The sequence below is a fragment of the Sorangium sp. So ce406 genome, assembly GCF_051474675.1.
Classification (GTDB): Bacteria; Myxococcota_A; Polyangia; order Polyangiales; family Polyangiaceae; genus Sorangium; species Sorangium cellulosum_G.
Map to the genome: position 1 here is coordinate 5,928,719 of NZ_CP150340.1, position 18,328 is coordinate 5,947,046.

General features: G+C 72.0%; 8 protein-coding genes. 1 reads left to right on the forward strand and 7 read right to left on the reverse strand.

Translation table 11 applies throughout. The features are described from left to right. Positions 1-74 precede the first annotated feature (74 nt). From WME96_RS21825 to WME96_RS21845, 5 genes are all read right to left on the reverse strand, one after another. Positions 75-5,309, reverse strand: coding sequence for a phosphorylase family protein (locus tag WME96_RS21825; RefSeq protein ID WP_437292023.1), 5,235 nt, complete (start codon positions 5,307-5,309; stop codon positions 75-77). Between the two features lie 11 nt (positions 5,310-5,320). Further along, positions 5,321-11,368, reverse strand: coding sequence for an AAA family ATPase (locus WME96_RS21830; RefSeq protein ID WP_437292024.1), 6,048 nt, complete (start codon positions 11,366-11,368; stop codon positions 5,321-5,323). Between the two features lie 218 nt (positions 11,369-11,586). Beyond that, positions 11,587-12,699, reverse strand: a complete 1,113-nt coding sequence (locus tag WME96_RS21835; RefSeq protein ID WP_437292025.1) for a lysylphosphatidylglycerol synthase transmembrane domain-containing protein — start codon at positions 12,697-12,699, stop codon at positions 11,587-11,589. Between the two features lie 175 nt (positions 12,700-12,874). Next, the gene (locus WME96_RS21840; protein ID WP_437292026.1) at positions 12,875-13,774 is read right to left on the reverse strand and encodes a PAS domain-containing protein; all 900 of its coding nucleotides are present in this window, start codon (positions 13,772-13,774) and stop codon (positions 12,875-12,877) included. Between the two features lie 46 nt (positions 13,775-13,820). After that, positions 13,821-14,096: a hypothetical protein gene (locus WME96_RS21845; RefSeq protein WP_437292027.1), complete on the reverse strand. Its 276-nt coding sequence runs from the start codon at positions 14,094-14,096 to the stop codon at positions 13,821-13,823. A gap of 504 nt (positions 14,097-14,600) precedes the next feature. Between WME96_RS21845 and WME96_RS21850 the strand changes: the two genes are divergently transcribed. Continuing rightward, the gene (locus WME96_RS21850; protein ID WP_437292028.1) at positions 14,601-15,887 is read left to right on the forward strand and encodes a PAS domain S-box protein; all 1,287 of its coding nucleotides are present in this window, start codon (positions 14,601-14,603) and stop codon (positions 15,885-15,887) included. Positions 15,888-15,992: 105 nt separating this feature from the next. On the opposite strand, the gene WME96_RS21855 is transcribed toward WME96_RS21850, so the two are convergent. After that, complete coding sequence (locus tag WME96_RS21855) at positions 15,993-16,811, reverse strand: HugZ family protein (protein ID WP_437292029.1); 819 nt, start codon at positions 16,809-16,811, stop codon at positions 15,993-15,995. Positions 16,812-16,910: 99 nt separating this feature from the next. Beyond that, positions 16,911-18,266 (reverse strand): DNRLRE domain-containing protein, encoded by a 1,356-nt coding sequence (locus WME96_RS21860; RefSeq protein WP_437292030.1) that lies wholly within the window; start codon positions 18,264-18,266, stop codon positions 16,911-16,913. Between the last annotated feature and the right edge of the window lie 62 nt (positions 18,267-18,328).

The following is an 18,328-nucleotide window of genomic DNA, read 5'->3' on the forward strand; positions in this document are numbered from 1 at the left end:
CGGGCCCCGTCACGACGGCTGCCGCGGGCAGGCGGGAATGACGTGATGTGCGGCAGCGCAGCGGGACGGCCTGCTCAGAGGGACGGCGCGTGGCGCGGGGCCGCGGTGAGGAGCGGCGTGTCGTCCTCGAGGCGGAGCCCGGGGACATAGGGATCGAGCTCGCCGGGCTCGAAGCGGCAGAGATGGATGGCGTGCCAGAAGTTGCCGGCGAGGTTGCCCCCGAACTTGTAACGACCGTCGGGCGTGAAGGCGACCCAGCCCTCGGGCAACGGGAGGAGAATGGCGAGACAGCGCTTGGTCGCGACGTTCCAGAGGCGGATGGTGCCGTCATACGAGGCGGAAGCGAGCGTGCGGCCGTCCGGGTGGAAGGCCACGCTCCGGACCCCTTCTCGATGGCCCTGGAGCACGCGCGGCGCCTTGCCCGTGCCGCCATGCCACAGCCGAACGGTCTTGTCGCTCGAGCCCGACGCCAGCGTCACGCCGTCCGCGCTCCACGCCACGCTCAGCACCTCTCCCTCATGGCCCTGGAGCACGCGCAGCGGCTTGCCCGTGCTGCCCTGCCACAGCCGAACGGTCCTGTCGCCCGAGCCCGACGCCAGCGTCGCGCCATCCGCGCTCCACGCCACGCTCAGCACCTCTCCCTCATGGCCGTGGAGCACGCCCAGCGCCTCGCCCGTGCCGCCATCCCACAGCCGAACGGTCCTGTCGCCCGAGCCCGACGCCAGCGTCGCGCCGCCCGCGCTCCACGCCACGCTCAGCACCTCTCCCTCATGGCCGTGGAGCACGCCCAGCGCCTCGCCCGTGCCGCCATGCCACAACCGTATCGTCCTGTCGCCCGAGCCCGAGGCCAGCGTCGCGCCGTCCGCGCTCCACGCCACGCTCAGCACCTCTCCCTGATGGCCCTGGAGCACGCTCCGCTGCTTGCCCGTGCTGCCCTCCCACAGCCGCACGGTCATGTCGCCCGACCCCGAGGCCAGCGTCACGCCGTCCGCGCTCCAGGCGGCGCTCTTGACCCAGCGGTCATGGCCCTGGAGCACCCCCAGCTGCTTGCCCGTGCTGCCCTCCCACAGCCGCACGGTGTCGTCCGACGAGCCCGAGGCCAGCGTCACGCCGTCCGCGCTCCACGCCACGCTCGCGACCCGCGTCGCGTGGGTGAGCACGCCGAGCGCCTTGCCCGTGCTGCCCTGCCAGAGCCGGACGGTCTTGTCGAGCGAGCCCGAGGCCAGCCGCATGCCGTCCGCGCTCCAGGCGACGCTCTTGACCGTGTTCTCGTGCCCCTGGAGCACGCCAAGCTCCTTGCCCGTGGTGCCCTGCCACAGCCGCACGCTCTTGTCCTCCGAGCCCGAGGCCAGCGTCATGCCGTCCGCGCTCCACGCCACGCTCCAGATCAGATCGTCGTGGCCCCGGAGCACCGCCAGCGCCTCGCCCGTGCCGCCATGCCACAGCCGAACGGTCCTGTCCTCCGAGCCCGAGGCCAGGATCCGACCGTCCGCGCTCCACGCCACGCTCAGGACCGGCCCCTCGTGACCGCGGAGCACGCGCAGCGGCTGGCCCGTGCTGCCATGCCACAGCCGGACCGTGTAGCCCGAGCCCGAGGCGAGCGTCACGCCGTCCGCGCTCCACGCCACGCTGAAGACCACGTACTCATGGCCCCGGAGCACGCCCAGCGCCTTGCCCGTGCTGCCCTGCCACAGCCGCACGGTCTGGTCCTCCGAGCCCGAGGCGAGCGTCACGCCGTCCGCGCTCCACGCCACGCTCAGGACCGGTCCCTCATGGCCCATGAGCACGCCCAGCGCCTTGCCCGTGCTGCCCTGCCACAGCCGCACCGTCTTGTCGGACGAGCCCGAGGCGAGCGTCCTGCCGTCCGCGCTCCACGCCACGCTCTGGACCCAGCCCTCATGGCCCTGGAGCACGCGGAGCGCCGCCCCCGTCACGGCGTCCCAGATCCGCACCGTGCCCTCGTAGTGCCCGGTCGCGAGCAACATCCCATCCGGGCTGAACGCCACCGCGAGCACGACCGAGCCCGCGCCCCACATCGGCATCGCGTCGCTGGCCGTCAACGCCGCCCCGAGCGCGTCTTCCTCCGCCAGCCCGGGCAGCTTCGCGCCGAGCAGCTTCGCGCCCCGCAGCGTCGTGGCGAAGAGCTTCGCCGCGGTGAGGTCCGCCTCGCTCAGGTTGCCCCACGACAGGTCCGCCGCGCTGAGGTCCGCCCCCTGCAGCAGCGCCCGCCGCAGATCCGCGCGCAGGAGCCTCGCCCCGCCGAGCTTCGCCCCGCGCAGATCCGCGCCGATCAGCGTCGCGCCGGCGAGGTTCGCCCGCTGGAAATTGGCCGCGCGCAGGTCCTGCCCGGAGAAGTCTTGCCCGGACAGGTTGTCCCCCTCGAAGTCCAGCACCACGTCGACGGGGATGATGTCCTCCTCCAGCGCCCCCACCCGGAGCCGCCGCTCGACCCGCAGCGCGTTCTTCCCCGCGACCTCCTGCCCCGGCGCGCCCAGCTTCCACGCCGCCCACCGCGACGCCGCCTGGCGCCCCGCCCGCGCGATGAAGAAGTCGGCCATCAGGTCGCTCATCTCCCGCTGCGCGAGCACCGGCGCCTCGCCGGACGCCTTCACCTCCGCGGCCGCCGCGTCGGCGACCAGCCACTCCATGATCGACTGGTGCAGGAACGAGAAGGTGCCCGTCTCGTCCCGCACCAGCAGCGACCGCGACCCGAGCTGGTGCCGCACCAGCCCCTCCTCCGCGGGCTTCCGGCTCGGATCCAGCGCCTGCGCGGCCGCGATCAGCTCGCGCGGGATCTCCTCGATGCCCACCCCCCGGTCCACCTTCGGCCAGAGCAAGAGCGCCAGATCCGTCACCGCCCTCCAGAGCTGCGCTTCCCCCAGCGCAGGATCTTCGGCCGTGTCCGTCGCCAGCTTCAGATCGCCGCGCAGCCAGCGCCGCAGCAGGAGCTCGTACAGCGCCGCCGACGTGATCTTGCCCGCCAGCGATCGCGCGGCCTTGAGCTCCTCCGCGTCGATCTCCGCGATGAAGCTCAGCATCCGCGGGTTCGCCGAGAGCCCCAGCAGATCCTCCACGTCGCGCAGCAGCTCGAACCTCGCCTTCGCCGCGCCGTCATCGCCGAGCAGCTTCCCGAGGAAGCGCTGGATCTGGTCCTCCCCGAACGGCTCCAGCTTGAACAGCCGCGCGTGCCCCGTCTGCTCCGCGCGATCGACGAGCTCCTTGTTCGCCTCCCCGTCCGTGAGGAAGTGCCCGGTCCTGCTGGTGACCACCACCTTGGCGCGCTCCGACGCGGCCTCCAGCACCGTGGCGAAGTGCTCCAGCACCCGGTCGTAGCTCACCCGGAGCGCCAGCTCGTCGAACCCATCGAACAGCAGGATCACGCGCCCCTCGGCGAGCAGGTAGCGGAACCCGTCGAGGTCGATCTTGCCCATCCCCGCGGCGGCGAAGTGCTGCGCGAGCAGCTCGTTCAGCGAGCGCCGCTTCTCCAGCGCCCGCATCTCCACCAGCACCGGCGTCCGGCCGCCGGCGGCGGTCAGCCGCCGGCAGAGCTCGCGCATCAGGAACGTCTTGCCCGTCCCGAAGTCACCGAGCACGAGCAAGAACCGACCGTGCTCGGAGTCGAGCACCGACAGCATCTCCTGCAGCACGTCCCCGGTGGGCTCCCACGGCGCCCGGCCGAGCCGGTGCTTCGCCCGCTGCTCCACGTAGAGCGACGCGGGGTACCGGTCGTCGGCCTCGACCCGTGCGAGCTGCCGCTCGGCGTACCGCGACAGGTCGAGCAGGCGCTGGTACTCGCCGAAGCTCGCGATCTCGATCCCGCGCGCCCGCGCCTTCCGGCCGAGCGCCTCCGGGGCGCGCTCCCCCACGTGGATCAGCTTCCCTTGCACGTAGGGGTTCTCGGCGCGGTAGGTCTCGAGCACGCCGCCGAACACCTCGAGCGCCTCCTCGTCGAGCGGCCGGTCGACGACGCCGAGCGGGAACCGCCACGGGCTCCCCTGCTTGGGGCGCGACACCTCCAGCAGCCCCGCGAGCGGGTGCCGCGCCTCCAGCTCGACGAGGGTGGCCCCCTCCTCGCGCAGCCGGCAGGCCCGCTCCACCCGCCCGAGCAGCTCGTTCTGCGGCCGCGCCCGCGTCGACATCGGCCCCCGCCGCACCGAGGGGACCTCGGCGTCCTCGCGCTCCACCGCGAGCTGGGGCCGCGGCCGGAGCTGCCGCCGCAGGAACGCGAGGAGCAGCTCCGCCGACGCCCGACAGGCGAACTCGCGGAAGCTGTCGTCCTTCTCGTGGTCGGCGTGGTCCGACACCGCCTTCGCGATGATCGACCGGATCCCCTCCCGCTCGGCCACGGCCCCGACCGCCGCGGCCTCCATCTCCACCCCGAGCGTCTTCCGCGCCGACCGCCGCAGCCGCTTGAAGAGCTCTGGATCCTCGCGGACCGCGCTGCCCGTCGCGATCGGCCCCACGTGCACGCGGAAGGCCGGCGCGTCCGGCGCCTCGTCCGGGTAGACGTTGCGATCGCGCGTCACCCACGCGCGCCCGGCGTCCGTCAGCGCGTAGGCGCCGCGCTCGTGGTCGAGCCGGATCAGCGCCCTCGACCCGGGCTCGCCCTCGGGCCCGCCCTCGAGCTCCTCCACCAGCTCGCTCCACCGCGGGCAGCGGGCGCGGCGCTCCGGGTGCTCCAGCGGCGCAGGGCCGCCGCGCCGCTCGTGCGCGTCGAGCGCGTGCAGCAACCAGCGCCGCTGGGCCTCCTTCGGCACCGGCCGGCTGCGCCGCAGCGGCTCCGCCGCGGCCGCGAACTCGCGCGCGAAGAACGCCGCGTCGTGGCGCCACGTCGCCTCGAGGTTGTACGTGGTGATGTCCTGCCAGAAGTCGTCGCCGCCGGCGCCGGAGACCGCCTTGCCGTCATCGTAGAGGTACACCCGGTCCGCGACGATCACGTCGCCCAGCGACACCTCCTTGCGGTGTCCGGCGCAGATCCCGCACATCGCCAGGACCGCCGGCTCAAGATCGCCGAGGAGCTGCTGCGCGCGCGCCGCCGTCGCCGCCGGCCCCATCTCCCCGATCCACGCCGCCGCGATCACCAGCGGTTCGCCGCGATCATTGGGGATCGTCCGCGCGTGGTAACGGAACCTCGGCCTGTCGCGCTTCTCCTCCCATCCGAACCGCGCCCCGACGTCCTGTGCCGCGATCTCCCCGGCCGGCGCGGTCTCCTCGCCCGGCGCCCCTCCCGCCGCCAGCACCGCCTCCAGCTCATCCTGGAGCGCTGTCACGATCAGCACATCCGGGCGCAGCACGTCCGAGCGGGTCATCGAGATCGCTTCTACGACGTCCCTCGGCCGGCCGGTAGGTGTGCTCGTTCCGCCTCCGCCTCGGTCTCCGCCGGCTCCAGCGGGAGCTCCACGAGGAACGTGGCGCCGGCGCCCGGCCTGCTGTCCACGCAGATGGTGCCGCCGTGGGAGGCCACGATCCAGCGGACGATGTAGAGCCCGAGGCCGAGTCCGCCGAAGTTCCGGACCGACACCGCGCGCTCGAAGCGCTCGAAGATCCTGGCGTGATCCGCCTCGGCGATGCCGATCCCGTGATCCCGGACCGAGAGCAGCGCGCGCCCTTCGTGCCGGCGCACGACGACGTGAATGAGGCCACCGGCGCCGTACTTGATCGCGTTGGACAGCAGGTTGACGAGGACCTGATCGAGGCGCGACGGATCCCAGCGCCCGACCACGGGCTCATCCATCTCGAGCTGGACGCGACAGCGCGCGCTCGTGAGCTGCTGGCCCATCCGCTCGACGACCTCGCGCGCCAGCGCCGCCAGATCGACGGGCGCGCGCACGAGCGTCATCCGCCCGGCGTGCAGCTGCGTCGCGTCGAGCAGCTCGTCGACCAGGCGCCCGAGTCGCGCGACCTGGCGATTGAGGACCTGGAGCGAGGCGTCGATCCGCTCCGGGGCGACCTCCGCGCGCTGGTAACGACCCAGCAGCCGCCCGACGAGGTACGCCTGCATCTGCAGCGAGGTCAGCGGGGTCTTGAGCTCGTGCGACGCGACGAGGAGGAACTCGTCCCGCCGCTGGATCGCCTCCTGGGCCTCGGCGTACAGGCGGGCTGTCTCGAGCGCGAGCGCCGCGCGGCGCCCCAGCTCCTCGGCGAGCCGCAGCTCGTCGGGGCCGTACCGGCGCCGAGGCGTGGTCGCCAGCAGGGTCATCACCCCGAGGCACCGGTCGCGCGCGAGGAGCGGGACCCGGAGCCATGCGTGGATGTCGAGCTGCTCCAGGAGGTGCCTGACGGGCGGGTCGAGTTGGTGCACCTGCTGGGAGAGGGGCGCGGTGGGGCCCGTCTCGCCGCCAGACGCGGCCGATGGCGCCCCTGCAAGACGCAGCGCCTCCCTCAACGCTTCCACCTGCTCGCCGGGCACCCCGGCGACGACCGCGCCGCCCGGCGCGTGGTTGTTCAGGGCGATATCGACGACGCACTGGTCGGCGAGCTCAGGCACCGCGAGCTGCGCCACGCTCTCGAAGGTGGCGCCATAGCCCAGCATCATCAGCTTCCGGCTCGCCTCGGCCAGGAAGCGCTCGGCCTGCTCGGCCCGCTTGCGCTCGGTGATGTCGGTGGAGATGCCGCAGATCGCGCGGGGCGCGGGCCCATCATCGCCCAGCGGGACCTTGACCGACAGGAAGGTGTGCAGCCCGTCCTCCAGCGGCACCTCCTCCTCCCACTCCATCGCCACGCCCGCGGCGAGCACCCGCCGGTCGTGCTCTTCCACGACAGCGGCGAGCGGAGCTGGAAACAGATCGGCGACAGTCTTGCCGAGGATCTTCTCGGGCGGCAGGCGCAAGATGTTGCTCACGTGCCGGTTGATGAGCAGATGTCGGCCTTGATGATCCTTGAGGTAGATGGACGCCGCCGAGTTGTCGATGATGGCCTGGAGGGTCTGCTGGTTGGCCTTCAGCGCCTGCTCCGCCCGCTGCCGCTCGGCGTTCTCCTGCTCGAGCTCGGAATAGAGCATGGCGTTCTCCAGCGAGATGGCCGATTGCGAGGCGAGCAGCTCGACCACGCTGAGCCGCCCGGGGGTGAAGGCCCCGGTCACGAGGTTGTTCTCGAGGTAGAGCAGGCCGAGCAGCCGGTCCTGTCGCATGATGGGGAGGCACAGCACCGATCTCGGACGCTTCCACCTGAAATACTCGTCCTCCACGAAAGGGTGTCTGGCGGCGGCGTCGTCGAGCAGCACGCGCTCGTGGCTCCGGCGAACATAGTTGAGGACGGACTGCGGCAGCGCGGCCGCTGACGCCTCGCCCGCGCCGAGCAGCCGTACCGCGCCCCCGGGCGCCTCGATCGCCGCGATCGACAGGCGCTCCTCCCGGACCAGGAGGACGTACCCCTCCTCGGCGCCCGCGTGCCCGACCACGATGCGCAGCAGCATCTCGAGCAGGCGCGGGAGCCTGAGCTCGCAGGAGATGCTCTGCGAGGCCTTGACCACGGACAGGACGTCGAACTGCTCGGCCCGCACCGCGAAGGTGAGGGTGGGCGCGAGCGGCTTGCGCTCGACGAGGAAGGGATAACGCTGATCGAGCTGCTCGACCTTGGCGTGGGCGCCCCAGCGGAAATAGCTGGCGCGGGCGTTCCGCAGGTAAGCGTCGGCGGGCGTGGACAGGCCGCGCGCGCGGAAGAACCCGGCGGCGAGCTCGCAGGCGATGGCCTCGTGCTGGACGAAGCCGCCCTCCCGCGCCGACGCGATGGCCTGCTCGTAGAGCCGGCCGGCCTCCGGATCGTGCCCTCGGAGCCGGGCGATCTCGGCGCGGACCAGCGCGTGCTTGTGGAGGAAATTGTCGGGGCAGCTCCTGGCCCACGCGCCGAGCTGCCGCTCGCAATCGAGGAGCTGCGCGGGGAGCGCCTCGATCGGGGACGGCTGCGCCTCGTCGCCGAGGGCCGCGAGCGCGAGCGCGAGGTAATAGACGTTCTCGGCGATGGGCGCGTACGGCTCGGTCCTCCAGGGGTGCTCGGTCGTCACGAGGGTCGCTGCCGCCAGCGCCTCTCCGGGAGAGCCGAGCACGAAGAGCGCCTGGGCCCTCAGGCTGTGATAGAGACCGCGAGCGCCCTGGAGATCCCCCTCCTTCAGCCGCGCCTCGAAGGCCGACCCATCCAGCTCGGAGCCGTCCAGCGTCGGGAAGTGGACCGGCCTGCCTCGCAGCATCTGGATCACGGCGTGGCTGCCGACGAGGGCGCTGTGCGCGAACGCATAATCGGCCCTGCGCACGAAGCCGAGGCGCTCTTCGACCTCGTGAAGCACATCCTCCAGCGGCTCGCCGCAGAGCAGCGGGAACAGCGCGGCCCAGACGCAGTTGAGGCACGCCATGGTCAGATTGCCGGACTCGACCGCGGCGCTGAAGCCGGCGCGCGTATACGGATACGTCTCTCTATAGTGGCGTGTCCAGAAGACGACGATCTGTCCGAAGAGGGTGAACACCAGCGATTTCGTGGTGAGAGAGCCGCTCCTGTCTGCCAGGTCAACTCCGAGCTTTCCGAACCGGTAAGCGTCCTGGTGTCGCCCGAACCTCGGGCCGATCAGCCTCGCGAAGGCGGCGTAGGCGAGGGCGGAGCTCTCGGCGTTGCCATGGTGCAGGCTGAGCTTGACCATGCGCATGACGAGCAGATAGTGCAGGTTGTGATCCACGAAGATCGCAGGGCCCGTCACCCCCTGCAGCACGTCCATAACGGCCTTGATCTCCGGGTGCGTCATGGGTGGCAGGCGGATCAGGTCCTCGATCGGTCGGTCGCGCAGGGCCTGCCAGACGCTCTTCGTCTCTTCTTCGATCTGCGTGTCGGTGGGGTGAAGCGGAAGATCCATGTCGCAGGCGCGGAGCCACGAGCGCCCGATCTCCACCGCGCGGGCGCATCGCCCGCGGGTCTGGGACAGGGCGACGGCGAGCTCGACGACGGCGGCCGTCTCGATCTTTGTCCTCGCGCGATCCATGAGCTCTTCCAGGAGCCGCTCGGCTTCCTCGAAGCTGCCGGTGACGTACGCGGAGCGCGCGCGCTCGAGGCTCAGGTGGTAGGTCAGCTCGTACTGCGTCTCCCAGCGATCCTCGCCGAGGAGGGCCATGCCAGCGGCGAAGAGGGCGGCGGCGGACTCGTGGGCCGCCGCCGCCCGGGCTCGCCTGCCAGCGCGGAGGTTCAGCGCGGCGAGGTCGCCCCGCTCCGCCGGGGAGCGGATGAGCGCGGCGCCGCGGTTGAGGTGGCCCACGACGTCGAAGAGCGCCTCCTCGCCCTCTTCCGCGCTCCGCCCCTTCAGGAGCAGCCGACCGATGCAGAGGTGCACCTCGGCGAGCTGCGCCGCCGGGATGAGGGCGTGGGCGGCCTGCTGCACGCGGTCGTGGAGGAACCGGTAGCTGTCGTTCCGGCGGAGGAGCAGCCCCTCGCGCACGGCCTCCTCGAGCGCCTCGCGAAGCTCCTCCGCCGGGCGGTTCGCGACCACCGCGAGGGTGTCGAGGTCCACGCTGCTGCCGAGGCACGCGGCGAGCTTGAGCGCATCCTGCGTCGAGGCCGGGAGCCGCTTCAGCTTGCCCGCCAGCAGCTCGACGACGTTGTCGGTGAACCCCTTGTCGCGGATCGCGGCGATGTTCCATCGCCACCGGCCCTCCGCCGCGTCGAAGGCGATGAGCCGCTCCTGGTGCAGCTCCATCAGGAACTGGAGCACGAAGAACGGGTTGCCGCCCGCCTTCTCGTGGATCAGCCGCGAGAGCGGCTCGGCCTGCGCTTCGGGCGTGTGGACGGCCTCGGCGACCAGCGCGGTGACGTGGGCGGCGGAGAGCGGCTCGAGGACGAGCTCGGAGATCTCGGCGCCGCGCTTCCGCGCCTCGGCCAGCGCGAGCCGCAGCGGGTGCGCGGGGCCGACCTCGTTGTCTCGGTAGGCGCCGATCAGCAGCAGGTGCTCGGGCCCGCCGTAGGTGGCGAGCTGATCGAGCAAGAGGAGGCTGGCCGCGTCGGCCCACTGTAGATCGTCGAGGAAGAGCGCCACGGGGTGCTCTTTCCGCGCCGTCGCCGCGACGAAGCGCTGGAGCGTCGCGAGCAGCCGGCTCTGGGCCTCGGTGGGCGGGAGCTCGGGCACGGGCGGCTGTGGGCCGAGGAGCAGCTCGACCTCGGGGAGCACGTCGGCGAGCAACCTCCCGTCAGGGCCGAGGGCCTCCTGCAGGTGCCCTCTCCAGCGCTCGACCTGCTCCTCGGTCGCGCAGAGGATCTCCCGCAAGAGCGCCCGGAACGCCTGAAGGAAAGCGCGGTAGGGGACGTCCCGCGCGGCTTGCTCGAACTTGCCGCAGAGGAAGGAGCCTCGCTCCCGCACCACCGGCGTGTGCAGCTCGGCGACGAGCGTCGACTTGCCGATACCCGCGTAGCCCGCCACGGTCACGAGCTCTGGCCGGCCCTGCGCCACCACGCGCTCGAACGCGGCGCGCAGCGCCTCGACCTCTCGCTCGCGCCCGTACAGCCGCTGCGGGATCTGGAACCGGTCCGAGAGGTCGCGCTGGCCAAGAGGGAAGGCGTCGATCGTGCCGCTCGCCCGCCACCGGGCGAAGCACTCGTCCAGGTCGCGCCGCAGGCCGGCCGCGCTCTGGTATCGCTCCTCGGCGGCCTTGGAGAGCAGCTTGAGCACGACCGCGGACAGGAGCGGGGGAATCGAGGGGATGAGCCCGTGCGCCGGCGGCGGCATCCGCGCGACATGGCAGTGGACCCACTCGACGGGATCGCCGGCCTCGAACGGCAGGGTGCCAGTCAGCATCTGGTGAAAGGTGACGCCGAGGGAGTAGAGATCGGTCCGCTCGTCGATCCAGCGGTTCATCCGGCCTGTCTGCTCGGGCGCCATGTACGCCAGGGTCCCCTCGATGAGCCCGACGGGCGCGAGGTGCTGGTGCTCGCGCTGCGCGAGGCAGGCGATCCCGAGATCGGTGATCTTCACCTGCCCGGTCTCGGGATTGTAGAGCAGGTTATGGGGCTTGATGTCCTTGTGGATGATGTGGTGGCGGTGCAGATCGGCGAGCGCGTCGGTCAGGCGGAGGGCGAGAGGGAAGAAGCGATCGAGCGGCATCGGCCCTCCGAGGAGCCGTTCGAGCGAGCTGCCGCCGAAGTCCTCCAGGACCAGCGCCACCTGATCGCCGAGCCGCTCGATCGCGTGCGGCCGGACGACGGCGGCCGACGCCTCGACCGCGCCGGCGATCTCGTGCTCGCGGCGCAGGCGCCAGAGGGCCTGGGGGGTCGCGTGGTCGCGTCGCAGGACCTTGAGCACCACCGGTTCGCCGTCATCTCGACGCCGGGCTCGGTACAGGACCGTATCGGCCCCTTCGTGCAGGAGCTCCAGGTCGACATAACGTGAAGTGGCCAGCATACCAGGAGCTCTGGAGGTTGCCGGAGCGGCTCCCAACGCACGGCGTGTTCGCCGCTGATGCTGTCAGAATCACTGCGCTTCGCCACGGGCAAATCCACGGGCGCATGAGGCGTCCCTCGCGCCGGCTCGCCCGCCGTCGGCGCGCAGCCGGGGACGATCCCGACCCGCGCGGCGCGCGTGGGCGACGACGCGTTGTCGCAGGTCGCTGTCCCCCGGGCTCAGGCCCTCTCGGGCGCCTCGCGGTAGACCACCCGGCCGCCGAAGAAGACCAGCAGCCCGAGCGCGATCCACACGATCTCCTTGGCCCGCTTGATCAGGACGAACGCGGCGCCCACCGTGACGGCGCCTGGCACGCCGAGCGCGCCGAGGAAGGCGACATAGCCGGCGTCCTGCACGCCGAGCCCGGACGGGACCATGAAGGCGGCCGCGCGGAGCATCGCGAGGACGACCTCGAACGACAGGACCTCGGCGAGCGAGATGTCGACCCCGAGGAGCCGTAGGAGAAACAGCGTCTCCAGCCCCTCGGCGAGCCACATCCCGAGCAGGAGGAGCGCCGCCGCCGCGAGCGCGCCGCGCCGCTCGCCGAGCGCGGCCGCATGCCGGTCGGTCGCGGCGAAGCCCGCCGCCCGCGCGTCGACGTAGGCCCTCACGCGCCGGCCGGGGAGCCGCCGGAGCCGCGCGAAGACCCGCGACGCCACGTTGCCCGAGAGGAGCGCGCCCGCGAGCGCGAGCGCCCCGGCGAGCAGGCCGAGCCCCGAGAGGACGACGAGCCACGGGAGCCACGGCGCGCCGAGCAGGGGCCGCGAGGCGCGCTCCAGGTGGCCGAAGCCGAGCGCGAGGGCGATCGCCACGTAGGCCGCGTTGGCGAGCAGGATGAGCGATCGTCGCGCGGCGATGCCGGCGACGCCCTGCGGCCCCGGGACCCCGCACCACCGGTGCAGCAGGTAGAAGGTGACCGACTCGGAGAGCGCGGCGCCGGCCGGGACGCTCATGCCCAGCGCCTCGGTCGACAGCGTGAGCGAGAGGTACCGCGCGAACGGCGCGGGCCGGCCGAGCGCGTCGAAGACGCGCCGGCTCGCCTCGGCCTGGAACAGCCGCGCGACGAGGTTCGGGAGCAGGGCGAGCGCCATCATCGGCGCCCCCACCGAGGCGATCAGCGCCCCGACGCCGGGGAAGTCGGCGCCGCGGAGCGTGCTCCACAGCGCGGCCGCGGCCACGGCGACCCCGAGCCACTTCAGCGCGACGCCGCCCGCGCCGGAGCGCGCTCTGGCTCGCGCGCCGGAGCGCTCCCTGGCCCCGGAAGGCGGCTTGTCGCTGGCAAGGACGATCATCGCACCACCGCGCTCGGGCCGCTGCCCGGGCGGGTGCTCGTATCGCCCATGCCCGTCTCGACCTCATGACACGCGCGCAACTCCGCCGCGACACCCCCGCGCGGCGGCGCGGCTGCCGCGCGAAAGCCACGCTCGAGTCATCGAGCGCCGTCAGGCCGCCGGGAGACTGGCGCGCTCACGCCGGAGGGGTCACCCGGATCCGCGCGATGAACTCGCCGGCAGCGCCGGGATGCGACCCGACGGGGGTCAGCGTGACGCTGGCCTCGAGCGCGCGGCTGTGAGGGCAGACGAGCCGGCTCCGCGCGACCGCGCGCGCGCCCGGGAGCGGGGCCTGGACGTCGACGAGCACCGACGCAACGTCGCGCCCGTAAAGCAGCTTCTCGTCCACGCCGAACAGGTCGTGGGCGGTCGGGTTCGCGCCGAGGATCTCGCCCTCGCGATCGAGCAGGAGGCACGGGTCGGCGATCTCGGCGAGGAGCGCCTTCGACCGCTCCTCGAGCTGCGACACGCTCTCCATGGCGATCACGAGCTCTTCCTCGAGCTTGCTCACCGACGCCTTCACGCGAGACAGCGAGTCGTACATCCGCGCGACCGTCGCGGCGATCTGCCGGACCTCCATGGCCTCGAACGGCTTGCGGAGGATCAGCAGGTTGGGCGCGCACCCGAGCTCGTTCGCGATCTCGTCCCAGCTATAGTCGGAATAGGCGGTGCAGATGACCGTGTAGATGTCCGGCGCGACGCGCCAGATCCCCTTGATCGTCTGGATACCGTCGATGCCCGGCGGCATCCGCATGTCGACGAACGCAAGGAAATACCTGCTCGGGTTCGCCTCGACGAGGGCGATTCCATCCTTGCCCGAGTGGGCCGAGTCGATGGAGAACCTGAGCCCGTGGAGGACATCGGGGGCCTCCTCGGGCGGCTCGGCGCCGAACAGGCGCGACTCGAGGGCGTGGAGCCCACGGACCATCTCCGGATCGTGGATCGACCTGGGCACGAGCATCCGCTCCATGAGCACATGGATGTCCGGATTATCGTCCACGACGAGGATGGGTCGACTGGTCGGTTCCGAAACCATGAAGATCCTCTCACGTCACTCCGGCCCGGCCGCGGGCCCCCGGGGTCTACCGCCGATGCCGCTCCCCGAGCCGGCGCCGGACCGCCGCGACGCGCAGCTCGGTCCGCGCGACGCTGGCCGCGGTGCCGATCACGCCGGGCATCGCCGCCAGCGCGTCGAGCACCGCGTACGCCGTGTCGAGCGGCATGCTGTCGTCCTTCAACCCGAGCCTCTTCCCCTCGCGGTCGACGACCTCCGCCGCCGCGGCGCTGCCGAGCGTCCGACCCAGGAGCTCCACGAGCTCGGCGCGATCACATCGAGGGGTGCTGTCACGGGATCCCATGCCTCGCGTTTCCTGAACGTCGCGTTTCCTGAACGTCGCGCTTCGCGGCAAACATTGGACTCGCTGTCACGAGAGGTGTCAACAACGAGCGTGATCGCAGCCACATCCATCCAGTTGACTCAAACTCAATAGCTGTAATCCAGAATACATCAGATACAGCGCCGTGGCGCTGCGGGCGAGATCGGCGCGGGCCCCGGGCCCGCCCTGTCCGGGTCATGCGCCGGCGGCGCTCGTCTCGCGGCGCAGCGCGGCGGAGCGCGAGCGTGCAGAGGCGCCGTGCCTGGGGTCAAGCCGTCGGCGGGTCCGCGCAGATCTCCCTCCATCAGCAGAGGTTGTCCGTTCGCGGGCGAGCGCGGGCGAGCGCGGGCGAAAGGGCGGGCTCGCTGCGACGAGCGCGTAGCCCCGCGCCAGGATCGGCTATCGTCATGAGGTCTCGCCGCGCGCGGCAGAGCGGCCGCGGCGCCGACCGGGCGCAGCGGCGGGGTGGCGGAAGGAAGACCGAAGGTGGCGACAGACCAGGACAGCATCGAGCGGCTCCGGGCGGAGAACGCCGGGCTGCGCAAGGAGATCGAGAGACTGCACGAGCAGCTCGGCCGCCGCGAGGAGCGGACGCGGCTGATCCTGCAGGCGGCCATCGAGGGATTCCACGTTGTCGGGATGAACGGCGAGATCCTCGACTGCAATCCATCCTTCGCCAGCATCGTGGGATACGATCGGAGCGAGCTCCTGACGATGCACATCGGCCAGATCGACGCGCGACCGCCGCACGAGGTCGCCGCCGTCATCGAGGAGATCAGGGCCAAGGGGGCGCTCCGCTTCCTCGCCAGGCACGTCCACAAGGACGGTCACGTGATCGACGTCGAGGTCAGCTCTCACCTCGTCCAGAACGGTGATGAGCAGTTCTTCTCGGCCTTCTCGCGCCCCATCACGGAGCAGCTCCGGCGCGAGCAGGCGCTCCGCGAGAGCGAGCAGAAGTTCCGCGCGATCTTCGACGAGACCTCGATGTTCATCGGCCTGCTCACCCCGAAGGGGGACCTGCTCGAGGTCAACAGGACGATGGCCGACTTCACCGGGGCTCGGCCGGGCGACGGCCGCGGCGAGCCGCTCTGGCGGGCGCCGTTCTGGGGCGGCGTGCCCGGCGCGGAGGAGCACATCGAGGCGTGCGTCCAGAAGGCCGCGTCGGGCGCACCTTCCTCGTGCGAGGTGCAGATTCACGGGCCGGGCGGGCGCGCGGCCACGATCGAGCTGAAGATGAAGCCGATCCTCGGCGCGTCGGGGGAGAGCGTCCTCGTGATCGCCGAGGGGTACGACGTGACCGAGCTCCGTCGGGCCGAGGCGGAGCGGGGCGCGCTCCAGGAGCAGATGATCCACGCGCAGGAGGCGACGATCCGGGAGCTCTCGACGCCGCTCATCCCGCTCGACGCGGGGATCCTCGTGATGCCCCTCGTCGGCCGGCTCGACCGGGTGCGCATCGAGCAGCTCCTGGAGCGGCTGCTGCACGGGGTGGTGGCGCAGCGCGCGGCCACGGTGATCCTCGATGTCACCGGCGTGCCGGTGGTGGACGCCGAGGTCGCGGACTCGCTGCTCAGGGCGGCTCAGGCGGTCAGGCTGCTCGGCGCGGAGGTCATCCTGACGGGCGTCCGCCCCGAGGTCGCGCAGACGATGGTGGGCATCGGCATCGATCTGCGGGAGATCGTCACGCTGAGCTCGCTCCAGAGCGGGCTCCACCACGCGCTGGCGCGCGCGCGCCGCGGGAGGGGGCCGAGCGGCCCGCGGCGCCGCGACGCGTGACGGGCGCCTCGCGGGGTGTTCGTTCAGGATCTTCGCCGCCTCCGCGGGTCGTGATCGCGCTCGCCCCACGCTTCCGGGAGGCGCGTCACCGGCGGATGTCGTCGCTCAGGCGCTGCGGCCGCGCGCCTCGCGCACCAGCGCCACCATGGCCTTCCGCACCTCGTCGGTCGTCGTGACCGGCGCGGCGAACGCGAGCCGCGCCGCCTTCGGCCCCGCCGGCGTGATGACGTCCAGCTCGAAGCCGTAACGGTCGACCGACGTCATCGTGGCGCCCGTGGCGTCCCTGATCCCGGCGAGCGCCTTGGCATACGCGAGGACGGCGTCGGAGTGATCGGCGTTCATGTGCTCGAGGATGCGCGCGGCGTCGGACGCGAGCGGATCGGGCTCGGCGGCGGCGTACTCGGCGGCCTCGACCCACGACATCCGGCCGAAGCCGCCGACATAGCGGATCGACACGGGGTCGAGCCGATAGAAGGAAAAGTCAGTGAAATCCACGTAGTACGACGCGCGCGGGTGCGCCGCGAGGAACCTCGTCCGGGCGGCGGCCGCCTCGGCGCCCTCCAGCGGGCGACACGGGCCGATCAGCGTCATGCGCCCGAGCGCGAGCGGGTCTGCCCGCCCCTCGGCGGGCTCGGCGAGGAGCAGCGACGCCTCGGCGCGCGCCTTGAGGTTGCCCGTGTGCTCGGCGAGCGCCGAGAGCAGCAGCAACGGGCGCCCGTGCGCGTCCACGGCGACCGTGACGAGCGATCCATAGGGATAGCCCGCCGGATCCCGCGCCTGCGTGCACAGCGTCGCGGCGCGGGCGCGCTCCGCCAGGGTGCGGCAGCGCTCGGCGTGGCTGGGCGCCCGCGCGCTCTGGGCAGGGTGCTCCGCGTCCGGCCCCGCGATGGCGCCGGGCCGGCCGTGGTCTGTGATCGACGACATGGAGGGCGGGTAGCATGCCCCGAACCCCGCCGGAACCCCGGCGGCGCGCGCCCCGCGCCTGCTCGGCGGGCTCGACCGTGAGCGGTACCTAAGCGGTACCTAGTTCGCGCAGACGACGCCGGTGACGCCGCGGACCTCGCAGCTGTTGCCCCAGTTCCACTCGATGCTCCCCTGGGAGTAGAACAGGTGGCAGTTGTCGAACTCGGTGCACGGCGCGTCCGCGCCGTACGACACGAGCTGGGAATAGCCGTTGACCTCACACGCCCAGAGCGCGCACGTGGCCGCATCGCCGCATTCGTTCCAGCCTTCACACATGCCGTGATGCCCGTAGGCCTCCCCCGGCGCGGTGATCAGCACGCCGTCCGGGCAAGGGGCGCAGGGGCCGCCGCAGTCGACGCGCTCTTCACCCTGGTTCTGCACGCCATCGTCGCAGGTCGGGTCCGGCGGGGGCACCGCCCCGCCGCAGACGATGTCGGTGACGCCGCGGACCTCGCACCAGTTGCCCCAGTTCCACTCGATGTCCCCCCGGGAGAAGAACAGGTTGCAATTGTCGAACTCGGTACACGGCGCATCCGCGCCGTACGACACGACCGATGGGTAGCCGTTGATCTCACACGCCCAGAGCGCACACGTGGCCGCGTCGCCGCAGCCGTTCCAGCCCTCGCAGGCGCCGTGGTGCCCGTAGGCCTCCCCTGGCGCGGTGATCCTCACGCCCTCCGGGGGACATGCATCGCAGGGACCCCCGCAATCGATGCCGGACTCGCCCTGGTTCTGGACGCCGTCGTCACAGGTCGGTGCCGTGTAACAGACGCTCAGCATCGGCCGCCTCGCCGCGTTCGCCTCCTCGCTGCTCTTGAACTCCGTCTTAAGGACCAGATCCTCCTCGAGCGCGATGCCCTGGTTGTCCCCTGCGTCGGACCAGCCCTGGACGAGCGCCGTCAGATCGGCCGTGACGAAGCCGGCGAGCTGGCTGGGCGCCGCGATCGTGCTCGCGACGGCCGCGTCATAGCTGCTGGCCGAGCTCGCCCACGTCGCCGTCGCCTCCGACCAGGGCGAGGTCACCTTGTGCACGCGCACCGTGCTCTCGCCGGTCCTCCAGACCTGGTAGAGCTTCAACGTGGCCGAGTCGATGACCGAGCCCGCCGGGATGAAGCCCAGATCGAACTTGAGGAGCGAGCGCTTCTCGCCGCCGCTCCACAGGCCGGTGTACAGGAGCAGGCTGCCGCCGCTCGCGTGGGTCGGCGCCGCCGCGTCGAGGAACGTGTCCTCGACAGCGCTGCCGGGCAGGCCGCGCTGGACGTCCACGCACACCGACAGCGCCTGCGTCGCCCGGCCGACGCGCTCGCCGCTCTCACCGCCGAAATCCCCCGTTTGACCCACGGGGCCCGCATCGCACGCGGCGAGGCTCAGCGTCGAAATCGCCCCGAGGATTGTGACCTTGACAGTCTTTTTCATCACAGCGCTCCTTCGCCCAAAGGCGGATCCGTCCCCTGATGCCGCTGCCTGCCCCCCGACGC

Bases quoted from the DNA above. Each gene is read 5' to 3' on its own strand.
- WME96_RS21855 (WP_437292029.1), bottom strand. From the start codon at position 16,811: ATGTCGTCGATCACAGACCACGGCCGGCCCGGCGCCATCGCGGGGCCG.
- WME96_RS21825 (WP_437292023.1), bottom strand. From the start codon at position 5,309: ATGACCCGCTCGGACGTGCTGCGCCCGGATGTGCTGATCGTGACAGCG.
- WME96_RS21840 (WP_437292026.1), bottom strand. From the start codon at position 13,774: ATGGTTTCGGAACCGACCAGTCGACCCATCCTCGTCGTGGACGATAAT.
- WME96_RS21835 (WP_437292025.1), bottom strand. From the start codon at position 12,699: ATGATCGTCCTTGCCAGCGACAAGCCGCCTTCCGGGGCCAGGGAGCGC.
- WME96_RS21845 (WP_437292027.1), bottom strand. From the start codon at position 14,096: ATGGGATCCCGTGACAGCACCCCTCGATGTGATCGCGCCGAGCTCGTG.
- WME96_RS21830 (WP_437292024.1), bottom strand. From the start codon at position 11,368: ATGCTGGCCACTTCACGTTATGTCGACCTGGAGCTCCTGCACGAAGGG.
- WME96_RS21860 (WP_437292030.1), bottom strand. From the start codon at position 18,266: ATGAAAAAGACTGTCAAGGTCACAATCCTCGGGGCGATTTCGACGCTG.